This window comes from Stenotrophomonas sp. NY11291 (assembly GCF_023277365.1).
Classification (GTDB): Bacteria; Pseudomonadota; Gammaproteobacteria; order Xanthomonadales; family Xanthomonadaceae; genus Stenotrophomonas; species Stenotrophomonas geniculata.
The window spans coordinates 4503217-4526167 of sequence record NZ_CP096975.1 but is presented as its reverse complement, the minus strand read 5'-3'; the positions used below and the strand labels follow the sequence as shown (position 1 = coordinate 4526167).

Genomic DNA, 22951 nt, shown 5'->3' with positions numbered 1-22951 from the left:
CGTGGATCATGCCTGCGGCTCCTGCAGCGATCCGTCGCGCAGTGCGCGCTGCTCGCGGCGGCGGGCAAGCCATTCGGAGAAGCGCTCCATGTACAGGTAGATCACCGGCGTGGTGTACAGGGTCACCAGCTGCGACAGCAGCAGGCCGCCGACGATGGCGATGCCCAGCGGGCGGCGCAGCTCCGAGCCGATGCCGGTGCCCAGCGCCAGCGGCAGCGCGCCGAGCATTGCCGCGGCGGTGGTCATCATGATCGGACGGAAGCGCAGCAGGCAGGCCCGGCGGATCGCTTCATGCGCATTGGCACCGGCGCGGCGCGCCTCGATCGCGAAGTCCACCATCATGATGCCGTTCTTCTTGACGATGCCGATCAGCAGCACGATGCCGACGATGCCATCCACCGACAGGCTCAACCCGCACAGCATCAGCGCCAGCAGCGCGCCGACACCGGCCGGCGGCAGCGTGGAGATGATCGTGATCGGGTGGATGTAGCTCTCGTAGAGCACGCCCAGCACGATGTAGATCACCACCAGCGAGGCCAGCAGCAGCCACACCACATCGGTCTGGCTGCCGGTGAATTCGGCGGCCTTGCCGATGAATTCGGCATGCAGGTGTGCCGGCATGTCCAGGCTGTCCTTGGTCTCCTGGATCGCACGCACGGCGTCGGACAGCGAATAGCCCGGCGCCACGTTGAACGAGACCGTCACCGCTGGCAGCTGCTGCTGGTGGCTGACCACCAGCGGCGCACTGCTGACCTTGCCTTCGGCCAGTGCCGAGAGCGGAATGATGCTGCCGGCGCCGACGGTGATGCCGGTGTTCTGCGCGCCGATGCCGGTAGCCGTCGATGAATTCGACGAGGTGACCTGGCCGAAGCTGGTGGCATTGGTACCGGTCAGCGCACCGGCACCATTGGAGGCAACGGCCAGCTGTTCCATCAGCGCGGTGCTGGTGCGGAACTCCGGCGCCACTTCCAGTACAACCCGATACTGGTTGAGTTCGGTGAAGATGGTCGAGATCTGGCGCTGGCCGAACGCATCGTAGAGCGTGTCGTCGATGGTCTGCATCGGCACGCCCAGCACGCTGGCCTTGTCGCGGTCGATGTTCAGCTCGAGGGCGCGGCCCTGGTTGGACAGGTTGTTGTCGACGTCAGCCAGTTCCGGGCGCTTGCGCAGCGCTTCGGTCAGGCGCGTGGCCTGGGTGGCCACCGTCGCCGGATCGACGTCCGACAACGAGTACTGGTACTCGGTGGCGGCCACGCGGGTGTCCAGGGTTACGTCCTGTACCGGCTTCAGGTACAGCGCCACGCCCGGAATACCGGCCACCGCCTTCTGCAGGCGCGGCAGGATCTCATCCAGGCCATCGCGCTCGCCGCGTTCCTTCAGCACGATCGACAGCTGGCCCTGGTTGAGCGTGGGATTCATGCTGCCCGCGCCAATGAAGGCCGACACGCCGGTCACATCCGGATCCTGGCGCAGCGCTTCGGCGACCTGCCTGGTGCGCTGCTCCATCTGCGGGAAGGCGATGTTCTGGTCGGCCTGCACCACGCCGGTGATCAGGCCGGTGTCCTGTTCGGGCAGCAGGCCCTTGGGAATCAGCACGTACAGCAGCACGGTCAGCACCAGTGCGCCGCCGGCCACGGCCAGGGTCAGGCGCTGGTGGCCCAGCACCCAGTCCAGGCTGCGCTCGTACAGGCCGACGGTGCGCGTCCACAGGTTCTGCGTGCCGGCCGCCGCCGCACGCTCATGCGCGTCCTCGCCCTCGGGCAGGGCGTCGGGCTTGAGCAGGTAGGCGCACATCATCGGGGTCAGCGTCAGCGAGATCAGCATCGACAGCACGACGGCGATGCTCAGCACCCACGCGAACTCATGGAACAGGCGGCCGGTGACGCCGGGCATCAGCAGCAGCGGCAGGAACACTGCCACCAGCGACACGGTTAGCGACAGCACAGTGAAGCCGATCTGGCGCGCACCGATCTCGGCCGCTTCCTTGCCACTCTTGCCCTGCTCGATGTAACGCACGATGTTCTCGATCATCACGATCGCATCGTCGACCACGAAGCCGGTGGCCACCACCAGCGCCATCAGCGAGAGGTTGTCCAGCGACATGCCGGTGAAGGCCATCACCGCGAAAGTGCCCGCCAATGACAGTGGCACGGCCACCGAGGGAATGATCGTGGCCCACAGCCGGCGCAGGAACACGAAGATCACTGCCACCACCAGGCCGATGGTGAGGATCAGGGTGAACTGCACTTCATGCACCGAGGCGCGGATGGTCTCGGTACGGTCGTTGAAGATCTCCAGGTGCACGTCGGCTGGCAGCACGCCCTGCAGCTGCGGCAGGATCGCGCGGATGCGCTCGACGGTCTGCACGATGTTGGCGCCGGGCTGGCGCCGCACTTCCAGCAGCACCGCCGGCTTGCCATCGGCCCAGGCGGCCAGCTGGTCGTTCTCCACGCCATCAACCACTTCGGCCACGTCGGACAAACGCACCGGACGGCCGTTCTTGTAGCTGATGATGGTGTCGCGGTACTCGGCGGCACTGGTGAGCTGGTCGTTGGTACCGATGCTGTAGGACTGGGTCTTGCCGTTCAGTGAACCCTTGGGTGCATTGACGTTGGCCTGGGTCAGCGCGCTGCGCAGCTCTTCCAGGGTCAGGCCCATGTTCGACAGCTGCGCCGGATTGACCTGGATGCGCACGGCCGGACGCACGTTGCCGGCGATCGAGACCAGGCCCACGCCCTGTACCTGCGACAGGCGCTGGGCGAGGATCGAGTCAGCGTAGTTGTTGACGTCGCGCAGCGGCCGCGTATCGGAGGTCAGCTTGAGGGTGACGATGGCCGCGTCGGCCGGATTCACCCGGTTGTAGACCGGCTGGTAGGGCAGCGACGAGGGCAGGGTGGCCTGGCGGATCGCCGCCTGCACGTCCTGCGCGGCGATGTCGATGTCGCGGTCCATCGAGAACTGCAGGATGATCGTCGACAGGCCCGCCGACGAATCCGAGGTCATCAACTCCAGCCCGGAAATCTGCCCGAACTGGCGCTCCAGCGGGGTGGTGACCAGCGAAGCCATGGTGGTGGCATTGGCACCGGGGTACTGGGTGGTGACCACCAGGCTGGGTGCATCGATTTCCGGCAGCGCCGACACCGGCAGCTTGCGGTAGCCCAGGATGCCGAGCAGCAACAGGCCCGCCATCAACAGCGAGGTGGCGATCGGGCGGCGGATGAAGATCGTCGAAAAGCCCACGGACTGATCCTTGCTGGCACTTCAATGTCGGCGCCGGCAGGTGTGCCGGCGCGAGGGAGAACTGTGGCCTGCGCTCAGCGCGGGCCACCACCGCGACGGCCACTGCCGCCACCGTTCTTCTGCTCGGCCGCCTTCAGTTCGGCCTCGGTCGGTGCGACCGGAGTCTCGCCCGGCTTCAGCGCGGTGACCTTGCTGCCCGGCTTCAGGCGGAACTGGCCTTCGCTGACCACGCGCTCGCCGCCCTTCAGGCCTTCGGCGATCTGCACCTGGCTGTCGCCTACTTCCACTCCGCTGCGCACGGTCTGCATCTTCACCGTGCTGTCGCCCTGCACCACATAGACGTACTCGCCATCCGGCCCGCGCAGCACCGCCTGGGTCGGGATGACCACGCCGCCGGCAATCGTGCGCAGCTGCATGCGCACGTTGACGAACTGGCCCGGCCACAGGCCGTTGTCGGTGTTGTCGAAGATCGCGCGTGCCTTGAACGTGCCGCTGTCGGCACTGATCAGGTTGTCGACCACGTCCAGCTTGCCGTCACCGGACAGCACGTGCGAATCGGCGCGGTCCAGCGCCGCGACGGGTACCGCACCGGCGGCCTGCGCCTGGCGCACATCGCCGAGCTGGCGCTCGGGCAGGTTGAACAGCACGTGGATCGGATGGATCTGGGTCAGCGTGACCAGCGCGGTGCCGGCGTTGACCACGTTGCCGGCGTCGACCGCGCGGATGCCGGCGATGCCGGTGATCGGCGCGGTGACCTTGGTGTACTGCAGCTGTACCTGCGCCGAGCGCATGCTGGCCTCGTTCGCCGCGACTGCGCTTTCGTACTGTGCCACTTGGTTTCGCTGTGTATCCAGATCGGTCTTGGCGACGAACTGGCGATACTCCGGCGCGTTCGAGCGCTGGTAGTTGGAGCGCGCGGTGGCCAGCAGCGCCTCGTTCTGGCGCTTGGATGCCACCGCCTGGTCATAGCTGGCCTGGGCGGTGCGCGGGTCGATCACCGCCAGCACATCGCCCTTCTTCACTTCCTGGCCTTCGCGGAAGTTCAGGCTCATCAGCTGTCCGCCCACCTGCGGGCTGACGGTGACGGTGTTCATTGCCGTCACCGTGCCCAGCGCGCTGGCATAGACCGGCACGTCCTGACGTGCCGCATCCACCACGGTTACCGGTACCGGGCCGGCATCCGGGTCTTCACCGCCCTGGCGCGCAGCTGCTGCCGCGCCACCGGCCTTGTCCTTGCCCCCGCCGAGTACGCGCAGGCCGACCACGGCCAGCACCAGTACCGCCACGACCAGCAGCACGATCTTCCAAACACGTGACATTCAAGGACTCCAAGAGGACTGGACGGGGCGCGGCCCCGGTTGGCAATGCGCAAAGCATACCTGCGCCACATCACGTTTCCTACATGACGGATGGGACGGGCGCTATGACCGGATCTGGCCGCGGAGGTTCCCGTGGCGGCGGCGTTGCCCTACATTCAGCTGGAACCCCCTTTGCCGTGGAGATTGCGATGCGCCGTTCGCTGCTGCTGTCCGCCCTGCTGCTGGCCCTGCCGGTCCTTGCCCATGCCCAGGACGGGCAACGTCCCGAAGTGACCGCCGCCGCCCAGCGCCTGCAGGCCAAGGTGGTCGAATGGCGCCGTGACTTCCACCAGCACCCGGAGTTGTCCAACCGCGAGGTGCGAACCTCGGCCGAGGTCGCCAAGCGCCTGCGTGCGATGGGCCTGAAGCCGAAGACCGGCATCGCCCACCACGGCGTGGTGGCGATCATCGAAGGCGGCAAGCCGGGCCCGAAGATCGCCCTGCGCGCGGACATGGACGCGCTGCCGGTGACCGAACAGACCGGCCTGCCGTTCGCCTCCAAGGCCACCGACCAGTACCGCGGGCAGACCGTGGGCGTGATGCATGCCTGCGGCCATGACGCGCACACCGCCACCCTGCTGGGCGTGGCCGAAGCATTGGTGGCGATGAAGAAGGACCTGCCGGGCCAGGTGATGCTGATCTTCCAGCCGGCCGAGGAAGGTGCACCGCCGCCGGAAGAGGGCGGTGCCGCACTGATGCTGAAGGAAGGCCTGTTCGCCGACTTCAAGCCGGAGGCGGTATTCGGCCTGCACGTGTTCTCCAGTGTGCAGGCCGGGCAGATCGCCGTGCGCGGTGGCCCGCTGATGGCGGCGTCGGACCGCTTCGGGATCAAGGTGATCGGTCGCCAGACGCATGGCTCGGCCCCCTGGAACGGCATTGACCCGATCGTCGCCACCGCCGATCTGGTCGGTACCGCGCAGACCATCGTCAGCCGCCGCGCCAACCTGTCCAAGCAACCGGCGGTGCTGACCTTCGGCGCGATCAACGGCGGCATCCGCTACAACATCATTCCCGATGAAGTGGAGATGGTTGGCACCATCCGCACCTTCGACGAAGGCATGCGCCAGCAGATCTTTGCCGACCTGCGCAACGTGGCCGAGCACACCGCCGCCGCGCATGGCGCCAAGGCGGTGACCGAGATCTACGAGGCCGATGGCAACCCGGCCACGGTGAACGACCCGGCACTGACCGCGAAGATGCTGCCGAGCCTGCAGGCGGTGGTGGGCAAGGACAACGTGTACGAGCCGCCGCTGCAGATGGGTGCGGAGGATTTCTCGCTGTACGCGAAGGAAGTGCCGGGCATGTTCTTCTTCGTGGGTTCCACCAGCGTGGGCATCGACCCGGCGACGGCACCGGCCAATCATTCGCCGAAGTTCCTGCTGGATGAGAAGGCGCTGGATGTGGGATTGCGCGCGTTGCTGCAGGTGAGCCTGGATTACCTGCACGGTGCCGGCACCCCGGCGGGGTGAGGGTTACCGGCAGGGCTTGCAGCCCTGCACCCGCCGAGGCAACGGCAACAGCCGGAGCAACGGCAAAAGCTGGCTATCCGTGGGATGGCGGGGTGGGTCCGGTGGCAGGGGACGGCGCAAGTACGTCCCTGTAGCCTCGGTCGCGCCATCCATGGCGCTCACGCCCCTGCCACCGGACCCACCCCGCCTTCGACAGTTTCCCGCGGCTGTCGGAACGACATCCTGCTTTGGTAGGTGTCGACCTTGGTCGACACGGCGGACGTCATGAACGTCTGAAGGATCGGCTTTTGATTTTGATTTTTCTGATCCTTCCCGTGGTGGCGCAGGAAACTGTCCGTGGCCGGGAGGGTGGGTTGGCTGGGGGCGTGAGCCGCATGGGCCCGAGGCATGCCTCGGGCGGGTTGGGCAGGACGCCCAACCCTGGCCTTGCCGTGCGTGCAGGACTGCGCGCACGAGCAAGCGGCGACCGAGCTTACATGGACGTACTTGCAGCGGCCCCCAGCCAACCCACCCTCCCGGCCGACCCCGAGATCCTGCCCTGAACCACCACGGAGGGGCTCCGCCGTTGGCCGGCCCGGCCGAAGGCCCGCCCTCCGCGCGATACAATGACGCCCATGAACACCCCACAGGATTCCAGCCTCGGTCGCGAGGTCAGTTACCCGTCGCAGTACGATCCCGGCCTGCTGTTTCCCATCCCGCGCAGCGGCGCCCGCGCCGAGATCGGCCTCGATGACGCCGCGCTGCCGTTCGTCGGCCACGACCGCTGGCACGCCTTCGAGCTGAGCTGGCTCGACCCGCGTGGCAAGCCGCAGGTCGCCGTCGCCACCGTGCAGGTGCCATGCACTTCGCCGCGGTTGATCGAATCGAAGTCGTTCAAGCTGTACCTCAACTCCCTCAACAGCACCCGCATCGACAGCGCCGAGGCACTGCGCGAGCGCCTGGTGGCCGACCTGTCGGCCTGCGCCGGTGCGCCGGTCCAGGTCGAGTTCGGCCTGCCGGGCCTGCGTGAGACGCCGCTCGGTGAATCCATCGACGGGCTGGACGTGGAGATCGACTGCTACGGTCCGCCGCAGGCGGACTTCCTTGCCGCCGATGCGGGCGAGGTGGTGGAAGAGACCCTGGTCTCGTCGCTGCTGAAGTCCAACTGCCCGGTCACCGGCCAGCCGGACTGGGCCACGGTCAGCCTGCGTTACCGTGGGCCGAAGATCGACCGTGCCGGCCTGCTGCGCTATCTGGTCAGCTACCGCGAGCACGCCGAGTTCCACGAGCAGTGCGTTGAGCGGATCTTCAGCGAGGTGACTTCGCGCTGCCAGCCGCAGTGGCTGGAGGTGGAGGCCCGCTATACCCGCCGTGGTGGCCTGGATATCAATCCCTGGCGTGCCAGCGCCGGCATCACCGCCCCGGCTGCGACCTACCGCGAACTGCGCCAGTAACCGCCACAGGCGGTTACTGGTAGCGCCGGGCCACGCCCGGCGAGCGCAGCGACCATCTTCCGCCCCGATTGTTCAGCCGCCCCCGGGGGCGGCTTCACATCTGCACCATCCCCATTTAACAACCTCCATGGCACCGTGCGAACCACGTAGTCATGCAGACGGGAGTTGTGGATGAGTACCGAGAAGAAAGCCGATTTCTCCGGCGTCAGTGGCAGCGTCGACAGTACCGCCGAGCAGGTGCCGAAGGCGGACTTCTCCGGCGTCAGCGCCTCGGTGGACAGCACCGCAGACGTTGTCAGCGGCGGCACCTATACCGTGCAGAAGGGTGACTCGCTGTCGAAGATCGCCAAGCAGCATCTGGGCGACGCCAATGCCTGGAAGAAGATCTTCGAAGCCAACCGCGATGTGCTTGATGACCCGGACAAGATCTTCCCGGGCCAGACCCTGAAATTGCCGCCGAAGTAAGCCGGCCGAACGTCGTCCGACAATCCCTGGGAGGAACCCCGAATGATCAAGACCACCCCGCTCCAGACCGCCCTGATCGCCGCCCTGCTGGGCAGCGTCGCCTTGGTCGGTTGCAAGAAGAAAGAAGAGTCGACCGACAACAATGCCGCTCCGGCAGCGACCGCTCCGGCCGAACCGGCAGCACCCGCACCGATGACCGGCGCGCCGCCGCCGATGGCCGAAGCTGCTGCAGTGAGCGTCTCGGCGGTCACCGTCGGCAAGACCGCAGCCGCCGACAAGTCGGTTGCGACCACGGCGTTGTTCGCACCGAAGGACGACATCATCGTTTCGGTCAAGACCGACGGTGCCGCCAACAACGTCACCGTTGGCGCGAAGCTGACCTACCAGGACGGCCAGGTGGCCGGCGAACAGAACGCCACCCTGAACACCAGCGGTGCGGAAACCACCAACGTCACGTTCAAGAATGCAAAGGGCTGGCCGGCCGGCAAGTACCGCGCCGAGGTCACCGTCGATGGCAAGGCGGCCGGAACGCCGCAGGAGTTCGAGGTCAAGTAAGTCCAGCCGACTCTCTCCCGGCAGGGCTCACGATGGACGCAGCCGCGAGGCTGCGTCCTCTTTTATTGGGCGACGGTTGGCCCCATCCACGCATGGCGTGGATCTACTGACAAGCGGGCCGCGCTTCACCCACACGGTGTGCGGATGGATCACAGCGTTGCCGGCATGCAGTACCACTGCGTATGGCGCGGCTTTGCCCCGCGCGGCTGAAAACGCGACAATGCAGGGGTTTCCCCGCCGCGCGCCCACCCTGACGGCGACGGGGGAAAGCGACACGGTTGCACGTGGCCCGGCGCTGGCGCCGGCCTTCCCCTGAGCATTGCTACAGAGTCCAAGTCCCCCATGTCCAAGATCCTCTACACGCTGACCGACGAAGCCCCGTTCCTGGCCACCCAGTCGCTGCTGCCGATCGTCGGCGCCTACACCGCCACCGCAGGCATCGTGGTGGAAACCCGTGACATCTCGCTGTCCGGCCGCATCCTGTCGCAGTTCCCGGAACTGCTCAGTGACGCGCAGAAGGTCAGCGACGACCTGGCCGAGCTGGGCCAGCTGGCGACCACCCCGGACGCCAACATCATCAAGCTGCCGAACATCTCCGCCTCGGTGCCGCAGCTGAAGGCGGCCATCAAGGAACTGCAGGACCAGGGCTATCCGCTGCCGGATTACCCGGAAACCCCGGCCGACGACCAGCAGCGCGACTACAAGGCGCGCTACGACAAGGTCAAGGGCAGTGCGGTGAACCCGGTGCTGCGCGAAGGCAACTCCGACCGCCGCGCACCGCTGTCGGTGAAGAACTACGCGCGCAAGCATCCGCACCGCATGGGCGCCTGGGCGTCGGATTCGAAGTCGCACGTCGCGCACATGGCCGCCGGTGATTTCTACGGCAGCGAGAAGTCGGCCACCCTGGCCAACGCCGGTGCGCTGAAGATCACTTTCCACGGCAAGGACGGCAGCACCGTCGTGCTGAAGGAAAAGACCGCGGTCAAGGCCGGCGAGATCGTTGATGCCGCGGTGATGAGCCGCAAGGCGCTGGCCGCGTTCATCGCTGAGCAGATCGCCGATGCCAAGGCCCAGGGCGTGCTGTTCTCGCTGCACCTGAAGGCGACCATGATGAAGGTCTCCGACCCGATCATGTTCGGCGTGGCGGTCAACGAGTTCTACAAGGACGTGCTGGCCAAGCATGCCGACGTGCTGAAGCAGGCCGGTTTCGATGCCAACAACGGCATCGGTGACCTGGCTGCGCGCCTGCCGTCGCTGCCCGAAGCCACCCGCGCTGCGATCGAAGCCGACCTGGCTGCCGAGTACGCACAGCGTCCGGGCGTGGCCATGGTCAACTCGGACAAGGGCATCACCAACCTGCACGTGCCGAGCGACGTGATCGTCGACGCCTCGATGCCGGCGATGATCCGCGACTCCGGCAAGATGTGGAATGCCGAAGGCAAGCTGCAGGACACCAAGGCCGTCATTCCGGACCGCTGCTATGCCGGCGTGTACCAGGCCGTCATCGACGACTGCAAGGCGCACGGGGCCTTCGACCCGGCCACCATGGGCTCGGTGCCGAACGTCGGCCTGATGGCGCAGAAGGCCGAAGAGTACGGCTCGCACGACAAGACCTTCCAGATCGCCGCCGATGGCGTGGTCAAGGTCACCGACGACGCTGGCACCGTGGTGTTCGAGCACGCTGTGGAAGCCGGTGACATCTGGCGCATGTGCCAGACCAAGGACGCGCCGATCCAGGACTGGGTCAAGCTGGCCGTCGAGCGCGCCCGCCTGAGCAGCACCCCGGCCGTGTTCTGGCTGGATGCCGCCCGCGCCCACGACGCGCAGGTCATCGCCAAGGTCGAGCAGTACCTGAAGAACCACGACACCAACGGCCTGGACATCCGCATTCTGCCACCGGTGGAAGCGACCTCGTTCTCGCTGGCCCGCATCCGCAAGGGCGAGGACACCATCTCGGTGACGGGCAACGTGCTGCGCGACTACCTCACCGACCTGTTCCCGATCATGGAGCTGGGCACCAGCGCCAAGATGCTGTCGATCGTGCCGCTGATGGCCGGTGGTGGCCTGTTCGAGACCGGTGCCGGTGGTTCGGCGCCGAAGCACGTGCAGCAGTTCGTCGAAGAGGGCTACCTGCGCTGGGATTCGCTGGGTGAGTTCCTGGCCCTGGCCGCCTCGCTGGAACACCTGGGCAACCGCTACGACAACGCTGCCGCCCGTGTGCTGGCCAAGGCGCTGGACGAAGCCAACGGCCAGTTCCTGGACAACGACAAGTCGCCGTCGCGCAAGCTGGGTGGCATCGACAACCGTGGCAGCCACTTCTACATCGCGCTGTACTGGGCCCAGGCCCTGGCCGCGCAGGACGAAGATGCTGCACTGAAGGCGCGCTTCGCTCCGCTGGCCAAGGCACTGACCGACAACGAGCAGAAGATCGTTGAAGAGCTGATCGCGGTGCAGGGCAAGGCCGTGGATATCGGCGGCTACTACCGCCCGGACGTGGCCAAGGCCAGCAAGGCGATGCGCCCGAGCGCGACCTTCAACGCCGCGCTGGAGCAGCTGCGCGGCTGATCCGTCGCCGTTCGGTCGTGACCCCGGAACCCGCGCTTCGGCGCGGGTTTCTTTTTGGGCGGCCCCATTCGACCCGCGTCCAGAACCGTGACATCCGTTGGCTGTCGGAATGCCGTCAAAGCGGCATGAAACTTGCCCGCGATGGCTGTCGCAGAACCGATCGGACACTGTCTGCAACCGCTTCCGATCTGAGCAGTCGATCACGACGGCTGCCGCTGGCGATGTCCTAGCCTTGGCGACGCGAGGCCACCGGGGAGGTGGCCGCACGGGGAACACGGATGGCACGCGTGCTGGTAGTGGGAACCGACATCCAGGGCGAGCAGGCCCTGCTGCAGCGGCTACGCGTAGCATCGGCGCTGCCGGACGGCCAGATCCGCCGCAGCCAGGATCTGGACGATTGCGACCTGCTGGTCATCCGCGATACGCCGGCGCTGCGCAACGCGGCCCTGCGCATGCGCCAGCAACGCCCGCGACTGCAGTGCTGGATCGAGGATCTGGGGGGCCAGCTGCGCGACGGCGATGGCCATCAGGACATACTTGATGACGGTGCCATCGGCCGCGCCCTGCGCGGGATGCAGTTCGCAGTGGAGCCCCTGACCATGCACGCACCCGCACCGATCCGCCTGGCTGATGGTGCGCATGCCATCACCCGTCTGCTGCGCGAGCGGCTGCCGCTGCGACAGGGGCAGGCACTGCTGAGTGACGCGGGTGACCCCGTCCTGCTGATGGACCTCGAGCATGACCAGGCCGTGCTGCTGCAGGAGCCCGCGAGCGCGCTGGTGGAGCGTTTGGCCGATGCCTTCGAGCGCCTGCAGCTGGATGCGCTCACGCCGGCTCGCCTGCAGGCCCTGGCCGGTGAGCGGCCGCGCCAGCCACTGCGGCCCCTGCTGTGGCAGTGGGCACAGCGCAGCCGACATTGGCAGGCACTGGACGAACGCCTGCGTGGCGCCTCGGTGAAGGTGCTGCGCTGGCCGGATTTCCGCGTGCTGGGTCACGACCACGATGGCTTCCGCCTGTGTTCGCTGCTGCTCAAGCGCGCGTGCACGGTTGAAGAATGCGCGATGCTGCTCGAGTTGCCGGCTGCGGCGGTGCGTGATTTCATCCATGCCGCCTATCTCTGCGGTTACGCGCAGTTGCAGAGCGCCCCGGCGGCACCGATGACGGCACTACGCGGCAATGGCACCGACAACGGCCTGCTTGCCCGCCTGTGGCGCCACCTGCGTGGGAGCGAGCGCAATGCGTGAGCACAAGGTGGTCGTGCTCGGTGGCATGGGCAGCGGCAAGTCGACACTCGTGCGCAGCATCGCGGCCGGCGCGGTGATCGACACCGATGTGGCCAACAGTGATCGCCTCGGTGCCGACAAGGCCTCCACCACCGTCGCGCTGGACTACGCAGACATCGACCTGCCCAACGGCGAACGCCTGCGGCTCTACGGGACACCCGGCCAGCAGCGCTTTGATTTCCTGTGGCCGATCCTGCTGCAGGGGGCACGTGGTGCGGTGCTGCTGCTGGACGCGCGCCGTGCCGGGTTGGCCGGCGAGCTGGAGGACTACCTGCAGGTGCTGCAGCCGTTCGCAGCGTCATTGGCGCTGGTGGTGGCGGTCACCCATCTCGACCAGGCGCCGCACGCTGCGCTGGACGACTGGGCTGCACGCGCCAGCCTGGATGATCAACCGCTGCCTTTGCTGGCGGTGGATGCCCGCGACCGCGAACAGGGATTGCTGCTGATGGATGTACTGATGAGCGAAATGGAAGCGCACGCACTGGTGGCCGCGCATGGCTGACGGGCAGATGGCGGTGCTGCCCGATGCCGGCCAGCGTGCGCGCCTGCAGCCGCTGCTGCAGGACCTGCAGCAGCGGGTGGAAGGCGTGCGCACGGTAGTGCTGGCCAGTGTCGATGGCTTTGCCCTGGTCAGCGCTGGTGCCGAAGGGCGCGGCGAACGGCTGGCGGCAATGACCAGCGCGATGCTGGCGCTGGCCGCGGCGGTCGGGCGCGAACTGCTGCTGGGGGATCTGCAGACGCTGATGCTGGAGGCGGCCGGCGGCAAGGTGCTGATGCTGGCAATCCAGGCCGAGGGACGTGCACCGCTGCTGCTGATGGCGGCCTGCGACCAGCGCAGTGTGATCGGCCAGGTGCTGTGGCAGAGCAGGGAATGTGGCCAGGCGATCCTGGCCGAACTCGGCGGATCGTGAGCCCGGCCGCAGGGGAACGAGGGGCTCGAACCAACATCGACAAGGGGTGCGACGTGGCTGGATTGAATGAATCGTTGAACGCACTGATGGGCATCGACGGCGCGCAGGCAGTGGCGCTGGTCGACTACGAAAGCGGCATGCTGCTGGGCGAAGCCGGTGCCGGCATGGACATGGAAGTGGCCGCCGCCGGCAACACCGAAGTGATCCGCGCCAAGATGAAGACCGCCGCGTCGCTGAACCTCAACGACAGCATCGAGGACATCCTGATCTCGCTGGGCAAGGCGTACCACATCATGCGCCCGGTGGCGAAGAAGAAGGGCTTGTTCTTCTACATCGTGCTGGACCGTACCAAGTCCAACCTGGCGCTGGCCCGGCGCAAGGTGCAGGACGTGGAGTCCGAACTGGCGATCTGAGCCATTGGCTTCGGTAGAGTCGAGCCCGCCCGACTGCTCTTTGCAACTGTAGAGCCGAGCCATGCTCGGCTGCTTCTGCCTGGATCAGCCGAGCATGGGCTCGGCTCTACACAAGCAACCCCACGCCAGCGTATGGTAAAGCCGGTCCTCCCGGGTGAGCCATGCATGTCCAAGCCTGACATCGCTACCGAGCTGGCGCCGCGTATCGCCGGTGCCATCCGCGATGGTTTCGAGCAGTACCATGCCCGCTTCGCGGCGATCACCGCGCGGGCGCGGCAGCGCTTCGAGCAGCGCGACTGGGCCGGTGCGCGACAGGATGCGGTTGAGCGCATCGCCCTCTACGACCTGTGCATCGCCGAGCAGATGGATGCGTTGCGCCGCCTCGCCGGTGACGCGATCGGCGAGCGCTCGCTGTGGCTGCAGGTGCACGCCGGCTACAGCGCGCTGTTGCAGGGCCTGATCGACGCCGAGCTGTACAAGACCTTCTACAACACGCTGTCGCGGCGCCTGTTCGCTACCCGCGGCGTGGACCCGGCGCTGGAATTCATTGCTTTCGACGTCGAGCCTTCCGATGCAATCACCCATCCCGTCGCGCGCCATACCTATGCCGTCTCGCCGACGCGGCCGGTGGAGGCCCTGCAACGCGTATTGGCCGATTATCGTTTCGACATTCCGTACGCGCACCAGCTGCGCTGCGCGGCGGCCATCGCCGTTCGCCTGCAGGACGACCTCGCCCATTGGGGGGACACGCCGGTACGCAGCATCGAACTGCTCGACACCGTGTTCTACCGCGAGCGCCGCGCCTACCTGGTTGGACGTGTATTCGGCGAGCACCGCTTCTCACCCTGCGTGATTGCCCTGGTCAACGACGCGCGCGGCCTGCGTGCCGATGCGGTGCTGACCCGGCGCCGTGATGTTGCCCATCTGTTTGGCGTGTCGCGCAGCTACTTCCAGGCCGATCTGGGTACGGTGGGCGATGCCGTGGTGTTCCTGCGCAGCCTGCTGCCGGGCAAGCCCATCGATGAGATCTACACGGTGCTGGGACGTGCCAAGCAGGGCAAGACCGAGCGCTACCGCACGTTCTTCCGCCACTTCAACGAGCACCCGCAGGAGCGGCTGGTGCATGCCGAAGGCACGCCGGGCATGGTCATGGCGGTGTTCACCCTGCCCAGCTATCCGCTGGTGTTCAAGCTGATCCGCGACCGTTTCGCGTGGCCCAAGGCGATGTCGCGGCAGCAGGTGGAAGAGAAGTACGCGCTGGTGTTCAATCTCGATCGTGTCGGCCGCCTGCTCGATGCGCAGCCCTATCGTCATCTGCGCTTTCCGCGCGCGCGTTTCGCGCCGGCCCTGCTGGACGAACTGCTGCAGCAGTGCGCGCAGAGCGTACGCGTTGATGGCGATGAGGTGGAGATCGCACTGTGCTACGTGCAGCGCCGTTTCCGTCCATTGAACCTGTACCTGCGCGAGCAGGGCGGTGAGGCGGTGCGCGCGGCGGTACTCGACTACGCGCAGGCGATCACCGACATGGCGCGCAACAACATCTTCCCCGGCGACATGCTGCCGAAGAACTTCGGCGTATCGCGGCACGGTCGCGCCGTGTTCTACGACTATGACGAGCTGTGCCTGGTCAGCGACTGCGTGTTCCGTGCCTGGCCGCAGCCGCGCACACCGGAGGAGGCGATGGCCGACGAGCCCTGGTTCCATGTGGGGCCACGCGATGTGTTCCCCGAACGCTTCGGCCCGTTCATGGGCCTGCCGGCCGGCGAACTGGCGGCGGTGCGCGAGCACTACCGGCACCTGTTCGACCCGGCCTGGTGGCAGGGTCTGCAGGAACGTTTTGCCCGTGGTGACTATCCGGATACGCCACCCTATGCGGGCGCACATCGGCTGGCCTGAGCCGGCTGTCATGGGTATTGGGACTGAGGTACGCTCGCTGTTCATCACCAAGGATCCGGCAATGATGCGTTCTCCACTGTTTCTCGCCCTCGCGCTGGCCGTCGGTGCCGGCGCCCCCCTGCTTGCAGGTGACGCCACTGCGCAGACCGCACGCGCTGTACGTGCGACTGCGGAAATGAGCATGGTGCTGTCCGGTCACATCGAGGTCACGCCGGAGGGCGCGGTCAGTTCGCTGGTGCTGGACCAGAAAGCCATGGTCGCCCCGAGCATCGCCTCCTTCGTCGAAGGCACCATCGGTGGCTGGCGCTTCGAGCCCACGCTGCGCGATGGCCAGGCGGTGGCCACGAGGGCCCCTTTGCGCGTTCGCCTGCGCGGCAAGGCTGCGGCCGACGGCGGTTATGAAATCAGCATGACCAGTGTCGACTTCAGCGAGTACGATCCGAAGGCCACTGATTCGGTGACCCAGCTGCACATGACACCGCCGCGCTACCCGGAGGCGGCCTACCGAAACGGTGGCCAGGGTGAGGTGCTGCTGCTGGTCAAGGTGGCGCGCGACGGAACAGTGGCCGACGTGGCCGCCGAGCAGGTGAACATGGCCGTGGTCGCATCCGAGCGGACCCTGGCCAAGATGCGCGACATCCTGGCCAGAGCCAGCGTCAGCACCGCCCGCACGTGGACCTTCAAGCCGCCGACCACCGGCGAGGACAGCACCCGGGACAGCTGGACGGTTCGCATCCCGGTGAACTTCGCCCTGAACCATGATCCCAATGCAGAGGCGGAACGTTATGGCCGCTGGCGCGCTTTCATTCCGGGGCCGCGGCAGAGCGTGCCGTGGCACGAGGCGGACCCGGTCGAGCAGGCCGGCAGCGATCTGCTGCCGGAAGGCGGCGTCTACATGGTGGACGCCGCCAAGCGCGGCCTGCGCCTGTTGACCCCGCTGCAACAGAGCTGAGACCCGCTGCGGAGCCGGGCAGCCCGGCTCCGCGTCAATCGGCGTACGGGTAGACCACCACCCGGTTGCGGCCCTGCTCCTTGGCCAGGTACAGCGCCTTGTCGGCCAGCCGCAGCGCCTGCTCGGCGTCGATGTGGAAGCTTGGGAAATGGGCCACGCCCAGCGAGACGGTGATGGTGCCGACCGGTTCAAACGGATGGTCGGCAATGTGCTGGCGCAGGCGCTCACCGGCCTGTCGCGCCGACTCGGCGCTGATGCCCGGCAACAGCAGCAGGAACTCCTCGCCACCGGCGCGGCAGAGGATGTCGCTGTCGCGGGAGTAGCGGCGCATCTGGTCGGCGATATGGACGATGGCGGCGTCGCCGACATCATGGCCGTGGTTGTCGTTGATCGACTTGAAGCGATCGATGTCCAGCGCCAGGATCGCAAACGGAATGCCCTGCACCTGCAGCGCGTCCAGCGCCTGCTGCAGCCCGCGGCGGTTGAGCAGGCCGGTCAGCGGGTCGGTGCGGCTGGCACGGTTGAGCGTGCCGATACGATCCTGCAGGGCATTGAAGCTGTGCAGCACGGCCTGCTTGAGCTGGGCGACCTCGAAGTACCAGGCGCGGATGCCGCTGACATGGTTGATCGCATTGCCGGTGTCCTCGCCGCCCTGCACATTGCGCGCCAGCTGCCACAGCGGCATCGAAATGCGGCGCGCGAACCACCAGGTAACCAGCAGCGACAGCAGGCCGAGCGGAATCGCATTCCAAATCACCGCGGTCATCAACCGTGACAGCGGCTGCAGGGTGGCCTCGGTCGGGCGCTGGGCAATGATGCCCCAGCCAGTGGCCGCCACCGGCGCATAGCCGGCCAGCATCGACACACCACGGTTGTTGCGTACCTGCTGTGCGCCACGCTCCCCGCGCACCACGGCCTTCACCGCCGGGTTGCCGACCACGTAGTCACCCACCCGCTTGCCATCGGCGTGGTACAGCAGGCGGCCATTGCGGTCCACCACGTACAGGTAGGAGCCGTCGCGGTAGTAGTGCTTGCCCAGCAGCGTGTGCAGTGCGCTGCGCTGGCGCAGGTACAGGGTGCCGCTTACATAGCCGCGATAGCGACCCTGGCGGTCGAAGATCGGGTGCGACAGCGACACCAGCAGCTTGCCCGTGGCCGACTGGTAGGGATCGCTGATCATCGGCTGGCGCGCCGCCAGTGCCGCGTTGTTGCCGACACTGTGCAGCACCTCACCCTGCAGCTGCAGGGTCTGCGGCGAGGTGGCGATCACCAGGCCGTCGGCGTCCACCACCAGCGAGGAGTTGAAGCTGCTGGACTGCAGTTGCAGGCGGCTGGCTTCATCCTGGGCCTGCTTCGGATCGAGGTCGTGCTCGCCCAGGCGGGTCGCGGCATAGGCCAGCTGCTGCTGCGCAGCCAGCAGGAAGTTCTGGGTGGTCTCGGCCAGCTTGGTGGCATAGACGCGGTTGGCTTCCAGGGTGTTGCCGACCAGCTGGTCGCGCTGCACCCGGTAGCTGGCCAGCAGGGTGTTGGCCAGGGCGATGATGGCACTGAGCAGGGCCAGGGCGAGGATCAGCTTGCCCAGGTTGAGGCGGGGAGACAGCGTTCGCATGCGTCGACGGATCCGGCAGGAGGCTGGACCCGACCGGTTCTCCGGAAGGGGCGACAGCGGGAATCGGTGGCCAGGCCGTCAGGGCCGGGCAGGGGCCGGCGGATTATCGCCAAAAGTGGGCGGCGGCGAAGTGAAGTGCGTCGCCCTGCAGGCAAAAAAAAACCTGCCGCAGCGAGCGGCAGGTTTCTTCCGATGCAGCGCCGTGGATCAGCGCTTCATCGAACCGAAGAACTCGTCGTTGGACTTGGTGTTCTTCATCTTGTCGAGCAGGAACTCCATCGCAGCCATTTCATCCATCGGATGCAGCAGCTTGCGCAGGATCCAGATCTTCTGCAGCAGTTCCGGCTCGATCAGCAGGTCTTCGCGGCGGGTGCCCGAACGGTTGATGTCGATGGCCGGGAACACGCGCTTTTCAGCGATACGGCGGCTCAGGTGCACTTCGCTGTTGCCGGTGCCCTTGAACTCTTCGTAGATCACCTCGTCCATCTTCGAGCCGGTGTCGACCAGCGCGGTGGCGATGATGGTCAGGCTGCCGCCTTCTTCCACGTTGCGCGCGGCACCGAAGAAGCGCTTCGGGCGGTGCAGGGCGTTGGCGTCCACGCCACCGGTCAGCACCTTGCCCGAGCTCGGCACCACGTTGTTGTAGGCACGGGCCAGGCGGGTGATCGAGTCGAGCAGGATCACCACGTCTTTCTTGTGCTCGACCAGGCGCTTGGCGCGCTCGATGACCATTTCGGCCACCTGCACGTGGCGCGCGGCCGGCTCGTCGAAGGTCGAGCTGATGACCTCGCCGCGCACGGTGCGCTGCATTTCGGTCACTTCTTCCGGGCGCTCGTCGATCAGCAGCACGATCAGGTGCACGTCCGGGTGGTTGGTGGTGATGGCAGTAGCGACCTGCTGCATCATCATGGTCTTGCCGGCCTTCGGCTGCGACACGATGAGCGAGCGCTGGCCCTTGCCCTGCGGGGCCATCAGGTCGAGGATGCGGCCGGTGATGTCTTCCGACGAACCGTTGCCACGCTCCAGGGTGAAGCGGCGGCGCGGGAACAGGGCGGTCAGGTTCTCGAACAGCACCTTGTTCTTCGACGCTTCGATCGGCTCACCGTTGATGGTGTCGACGATGTTCAGCGCGAAGTAGCGCTCGCCGTCCTTCGGGAAGCGGATGCGGCCGGAGATGTGGTCGCCGGTGCGCAGGTTGAAGCGGCGGATCTGGCTGGGCGAGATGTAGGTGTCGTCCGGGCCGGCCAGGTAGCTGGCTTCGGCCGCGCGCAGGAAGCCGAAGCCGTCCGGCAGGATTTCCAGCACGCCGTCGGCGGCGACGCCGTCACCGTGGCGGGTCAGCACCTTCAGCAGGGCGAAGATCACATCCTGCTTGCGGGCGCGGGCCACGCCTTCGGAGATCTGCAGCTGCTCGGCGATTTCCAGCAGCTTCTGTGCCGGCATGCGCTTGAGGTCGCTCAGCGAGTAGACCGGGAAGCCCTCGGGCACGTTGGCGTGCGGGCGCGGCACGAACGGCTGCTGCTCGCCGCCGTCGTTGGGCAGGCCATCGTCGCGGAAGCGGTTGTTGCGGTCACGGTCGCGGCGGTTGCGGAAGCGGTCGCGGCGGTTGCCCTGGCCTTGCCCCTGGCCCTGCTGGCCGTTCTGGTTGTACGGGTTCTGGCCCTGGTTCTGGCCGCCCCCCTGGTGGTTCTGCTGGCGCGGCTGGCCGGATTCGCGACCCTCACCGCCTTCGCCGCCGCCACTGCTGGCAGGGGCCTCGGCGGCGGGCGCGCTCGGTGCGGGGGCAGCAGCCGGTGCCTCGGGCGCGGCGGCCAGCGGCAGGGTCGGCTGCGCCGGAGCGGCGCTGGTTTCGGCGGCTGCCGGGGCGGCGGCCTTGCTCACGCGGGGCTTGCGCACGCGCTTCTCGGCGGGCGCATCGGCGCTGCCGGTTTCGGAAGTGTTATCGGACAAGAGCGTTATTCCTCGCTTGAAGGTGCGAGCGCCCGGCTGGGGCGGCGAACGTTGGGAATGGGTCTGGAGGAAACTGCGTCCAGAGGGTGCGGCACGCGAACGCGGCCGGATATGCCGACACTATCATCGGCCTGCGGCGCCGTGCAAGGGCTGCCGGGAACAGCATTCATCATGGGCGCGGGGCGCCCGCCGGCAGCCGCGGTCGGCGGCTGCCGGAGAACAGCAGGAATCAGGCCAGGGCCTTGTCCAGCAGGCCGGCCAGCTGGGCCTTGCCCACCGCACCGATCTGCTCGCCAACCTTCTCGCCGTCCTTGAACACGACCAGGTACGGAATCGAACGCACGTGGTACTTGGCGGCCAGCGCACGGTTGTGGTCGACGTTGACCTTGGCGATCTTGGCGCGGCCCTGGTAGGCATCGGCCAGCTCGTCCAGCGCCGGGGCGATCATCTTGCACGGGCCACACCACTCGGCCCAGAAATCGACCAGCACCGGTTCCTTGGAATTCAGCACTGCACTATCAAAGTCGGCGTCGCCGACATGTACAACCTTGTCGCTCATCTTGGTTTCTCGTCTTGGATTGCACCCGGCCATGCCGGAGGTGGGTGAACTGGGCCATGCCCGGTGGCGCGACCCTCGTCGTTGCCTCGCGGCGCACTGCCGCGGTGCGTTCGGCGGGATGCCTGGACGCTCACGGCCGGCAGTGTACCCCTATCGCAGGGCAGGGACAGGCGCCGGCTGGAACCCAGCGTATCGTGATCGCTTCGATGCCTGGTATGTGTCGGATTTCACTGTCTTCCTGTACATGGGGCTGGCAGTGGGCGACACCAGCGGGCCTGGCAGGGCCGTTCAAGTCCGGTGTGGCTGGGTGAAGGGCGCCGTCTCTTGGCTTTATGAGACAGGTCATTCCGGTTTGCTGGCCCGAGTGCGTTAAACTGGGGCATTGTGCGGCGCACGGACCGGGTGGTCCCAGCCTGCCAACCCGCCGCAGGGGCCGCAGTTTGCGACGGTGCCCCTAGACGCTGAAGTGCCAGCCGCCCCACGGGCCGGCGGCCATACCAAGACGGACTCATGAGCGACAAACCGCTGACCGATTTGACCTTTTCCTCCTTCGAGCTGCACCCGGCCCTGCAGGCCGGTCTTGAAGGAGCCGGATTCACCCGTTGCACCCCGATCCAGGCGCTGACCCTGCCCGTCGCGCTGCCCGGTGGTGATGTTGCCGGCCAGGCTCAGACCGGCACCGGCAAGACCCTGGCCTTCCTGGTCGCTGTCGTGAACCGCCTGCTGACGCGTCCGGCCCTGGCCGACCGCAAGCCGGAAGATCCGCGCGCGCTGATCCTCGCCCCGACCCGCGAACTGGCCATCCAGATCCACAAGGATGCGGTCAAGTTCGGTTCCGATCTGGGCCTGCGTTTCGCGCTGGTCTACGGCGGCGTGGATTACGACAAGCAGCGCGAACTGCTGCAGCAGGGCGTGGACGTGATCATCGCCACCCCGGGCCGCCTGATCGACTACGTGAAACAGCACAAGGTGGTGTCGCTGCACGCCTGCGAGATCTGCGTGCTGGACGAAGCCGACCGCATGTTCGACCTGGGCTTCATCAAGGACATCCGCTTCCTGCTGCGCCGCATGCCCGAGCGCACCACCCGCCAGACCCTGCTGTTCAGTGCCACCCTCAGCCATCGCGTGCTGGAGCTGGCCTACGAGCACATGAACGAGCCGCAGAAGCTGGTGGTCGAAGCCGAGACCATCACCGCCGCGCGCGTGCGCCAGCGCATCTACTTCCCGGCCGACGACGAGAAGATCCCACTGCTGCTGGGCCTGCTGTCGCGCAGCGAAGGCGCGCGCACCATGGTCTTCGTCAACACCAAGGTGTTCGTCGAGCGTGTGGCGCGTTCGCTGGAAAAGGCCGGCTACCGCGTGGGCGTGCTGTCCGGCGACGTGCCGCAGAAGAAGCGTGAGAGCCTGCTCAACCGCTTCCAGAAGGGCCAGCTGGAAATCCTGGTGGCCACCGACGTGGCTGCGCGCGGCCTGCACATCGACGGCATCAAGTACGTCTACAACTACGACCTGCCGTTCGATGCCGAAGACTACGTGCACCGCATCGGTCGTACCGCGCGCCTGGGTGAAGAGGGAGACGCGATCAGCTTCGCCTGTGAGCGCTATGCAATGGGCCTGCCGGACATCGAGGCCTATATCGAGCAGAAGATTCCGTCCGAGCCGGTGACCAAGGAACTGTTGACCCCGCTGCCGCGCCCGGAACGCCCGGCCCCCGCAGCAGGCGAGGAAGGCGAGGACAACGAAAGCGTCGGCCAGATCTTCCGCGAAGCGCGCGAAGCCCGCGCCGCCGAGGAAGAGCGTCGGGGCGGTGGCCGTAGTGGCGGCCGTTCAGGCGGTGGTGGCCGTGGTGGTCGCGACGGTGAGCGCAGCGGCGAGCGCCGTTCGCGTGGCCCGCGCAAGCCGCGCGTGGAGGGCGAACAGGGCGCTGCCGCCCCGGCCGCCGGTGCCGAAGGCGCCGTTGCCCAGGCCCCGCGTCCGCCGCGCCCGCCGCGCGCCGAAGGCGCACCGGAAGGTGCGGTGGACGGCGAGCACAAGCCGCGCAAGCGCCGTCGTCGTCGCCACGGCCGTCCGGTCGAAGGTGCCGAGGGCGTGCAGAGCGCTGCCGGCAATGGCGCCAGCCCGGTCACCCCGGTGCAGGTGGTGGCCAAGCCGGTGCGTACCGCCGCTGATACCGGTGATTCGTTCCTGACCCGCATCGGCCGCAAGATCCGCCGGATGCTGTCGGGCAACTGATCGTTACTGCCGATCAGCGGGTAGCACCCGACCGTTGGTCGGGTGGCTTTGAAAGGTGTGC

17 protein-coding genes are annotated in these 22951 nt (G+C 67.1%); 12 read left to right on the top strand and 5 right to left on the bottom strand.

What is annotated here, in order from left to right; translation table 11 throughout:
* Positions 1-6: 6 nt before the first annotated feature.
* The gene (locus M1L61_RS21130) at positions 7-3240 is read right to left on the bottom strand and encodes an efflux RND transporter permease subunit (protein ID WP_100446879.1); all 3234 of its coding nucleotides are present in this window, start codon (positions 3238-3240) and stop codon (positions 7-9) included.
* Between the two features lie 74 nt (positions 3241-3314).
* Positions 3315-4559, bottom strand: a complete 1245-nt coding sequence (locus M1L61_RS21125) for an efflux RND transporter periplasmic adaptor subunit (protein ID WP_197646605.1) — start codon at positions 4557-4559, stop codon at positions 3315-3317.
* 188 nt (positions 4560-4747) lie between these two features.
* Between M1L61_RS21125 and M1L61_RS21120 the strand changes: the two genes are divergently transcribed.
* The 11 genes from M1L61_RS21120 to M1L61_RS21070 all read left to right on the top strand — a co-directional run bounded on the left by M1L61_RS21120 (position 4748) and on the right by M1L61_RS21070 (position 16540).
* Positions 4748-6067, top strand: a complete 1320-nt coding sequence (locus M1L61_RS21120) for a M20 family metallopeptidase (protein WP_049433673.1) — start codon at positions 4748-4750, stop codon at positions 6065-6067.
* 614 nt (positions 6068-6681) lie between these two features.
* Positions 6682-7500, top strand: a complete 819-nt coding sequence (gene queF / locus M1L61_RS21115; protein WP_054172636.1) for an NADPH-dependent 7-cyano-7-deazaguanine reductase QueF — start codon at positions 6682-6684, stop codon at positions 7498-7500.
* A gap of 171 nt (positions 7501-7671) precedes the next feature.
* Positions 7672-7965, top strand: a complete 294-nt coding sequence (locus M1L61_RS21110; protein WP_005419771.1) for a LysM peptidoglycan-binding domain-containing protein — start codon at positions 7672-7674, stop codon at positions 7963-7965.
* Positions 7966-8007: 42 nt separating this feature from the next.
* Positions 8008-8520: a hypothetical protein gene (locus M1L61_RS21105; protein WP_019336714.1), complete on the top strand. Its 513-nt coding sequence runs from the start codon at positions 8008-8010 to the stop codon at positions 8518-8520.
* A gap of 342 nt (positions 8521-8862) precedes the next feature.
* A complete protein-coding gene (locus tag M1L61_RS21100; protein ID WP_235650915.1) occupies positions 8863-11085 on the top strand; it encodes an NADP-dependent isocitrate dehydrogenase in 2223 nt (740 codons plus the stop codon).
* Positions 11086-11363: 278 nt separating this feature from the next.
* On the top strand, positions 11364-12329 hold the full coding sequence (locus tag M1L61_RS21095; RefSeq protein WP_248854067.1) for a hypothetical protein: 966 nt from the start codon (positions 11364-11366) through the stop codon (positions 12327-12329).
* Positions 12322-12870, top strand: coding sequence for a GTPase (locus M1L61_RS21090; RefSeq protein ID WP_010481027.1), 549 nt, complete (start codon positions 12322-12324; stop codon positions 12868-12870). Before M1L61_RS21095 ends, M1L61_RS21090 begins: the two co-directional genes overlap by 8 nt.
* Positions 12863-13279, top strand: a complete 417-nt coding sequence (locus M1L61_RS21085; protein ID WP_057502417.1) for a roadblock/LC7 domain-containing protein — start codon at positions 12863-12865, stop codon at positions 13277-13279. Before M1L61_RS21090 ends, M1L61_RS21085 begins: the two co-directional genes overlap by 8 nt.
* 53 nt (positions 13280-13332) lie before the next feature.
* Complete coding sequence (locus M1L61_RS21080; protein WP_043397376.1) at positions 13333-13692, top strand: hypothetical protein; 360 nt, start codon at positions 13333-13335, stop codon at positions 13690-13692.
* Positions 13693-13857: 165 nt separating this feature from the next.
* On the top strand, positions 13858-15588 hold the full coding sequence (gene aceK / locus M1L61_RS21075) for a bifunctional isocitrate dehydrogenase kinase/phosphatase (protein ID WP_248854066.1): 1731 nt from the start codon (positions 13858-13860) through the stop codon (positions 15586-15588).
* A 61-nt stretch (positions 15589-15649) separates the two neighbouring features.
* Positions 15650-16540: an energy transducer TonB gene (locus M1L61_RS21070; protein ID WP_053443846.1), complete on the top strand. Its 891-nt coding sequence runs from the start codon at positions 15650-15652 to the stop codon at positions 16538-16540.
* Between the two features lie 34 nt (positions 16541-16574).
* On the opposite strand, the gene M1L61_RS21065 is transcribed toward M1L61_RS21070, so the two are convergent.
* From M1L61_RS21065 to trxA, 3 genes are all read right to left on the bottom strand, one after another.
* The gene (locus tag M1L61_RS21065; protein WP_099559901.1) at positions 16575-18149 is read right to left on the bottom strand and encodes a sensor domain-containing diguanylate cyclase; all 1575 of its coding nucleotides are present in this window, start codon (positions 18147-18149) and stop codon (positions 16575-16577) included.
* Positions 18150-18356: 207 nt separating this feature from the next.
* Positions 18357-20099, bottom strand: coding sequence for a transcription termination factor Rho (gene rho / locus M1L61_RS21060; RefSeq protein WP_029379723.1), 1743 nt, complete (start codon positions 20097-20099; stop codon positions 18357-18359).
* 229 nt (positions 20100-20328) lie between these two features.
* The gene (gene trxA, locus M1L61_RS21055; protein WP_005411275.1) at positions 20329-20658 is read right to left on the bottom strand and encodes a thioredoxin; all 330 of its coding nucleotides are present in this window, start codon (positions 20656-20658) and stop codon (positions 20329-20331) included.
* A 510-nt stretch (positions 20659-21168) separates the two neighbouring features.
* On the opposite strand from trxA, the gene rhlB reads away from it, so the two are divergent.
* On the top strand, positions 21169-22890 hold the full coding sequence (gene rhlB / locus M1L61_RS21050) for an ATP-dependent RNA helicase RhlB (RefSeq protein WP_010481045.1): 1722 nt from the start codon (positions 21169-21171) through the stop codon (positions 22888-22890).
* The last annotated feature ends 61 nt before the right edge of the window (positions 22891-22951 follow it).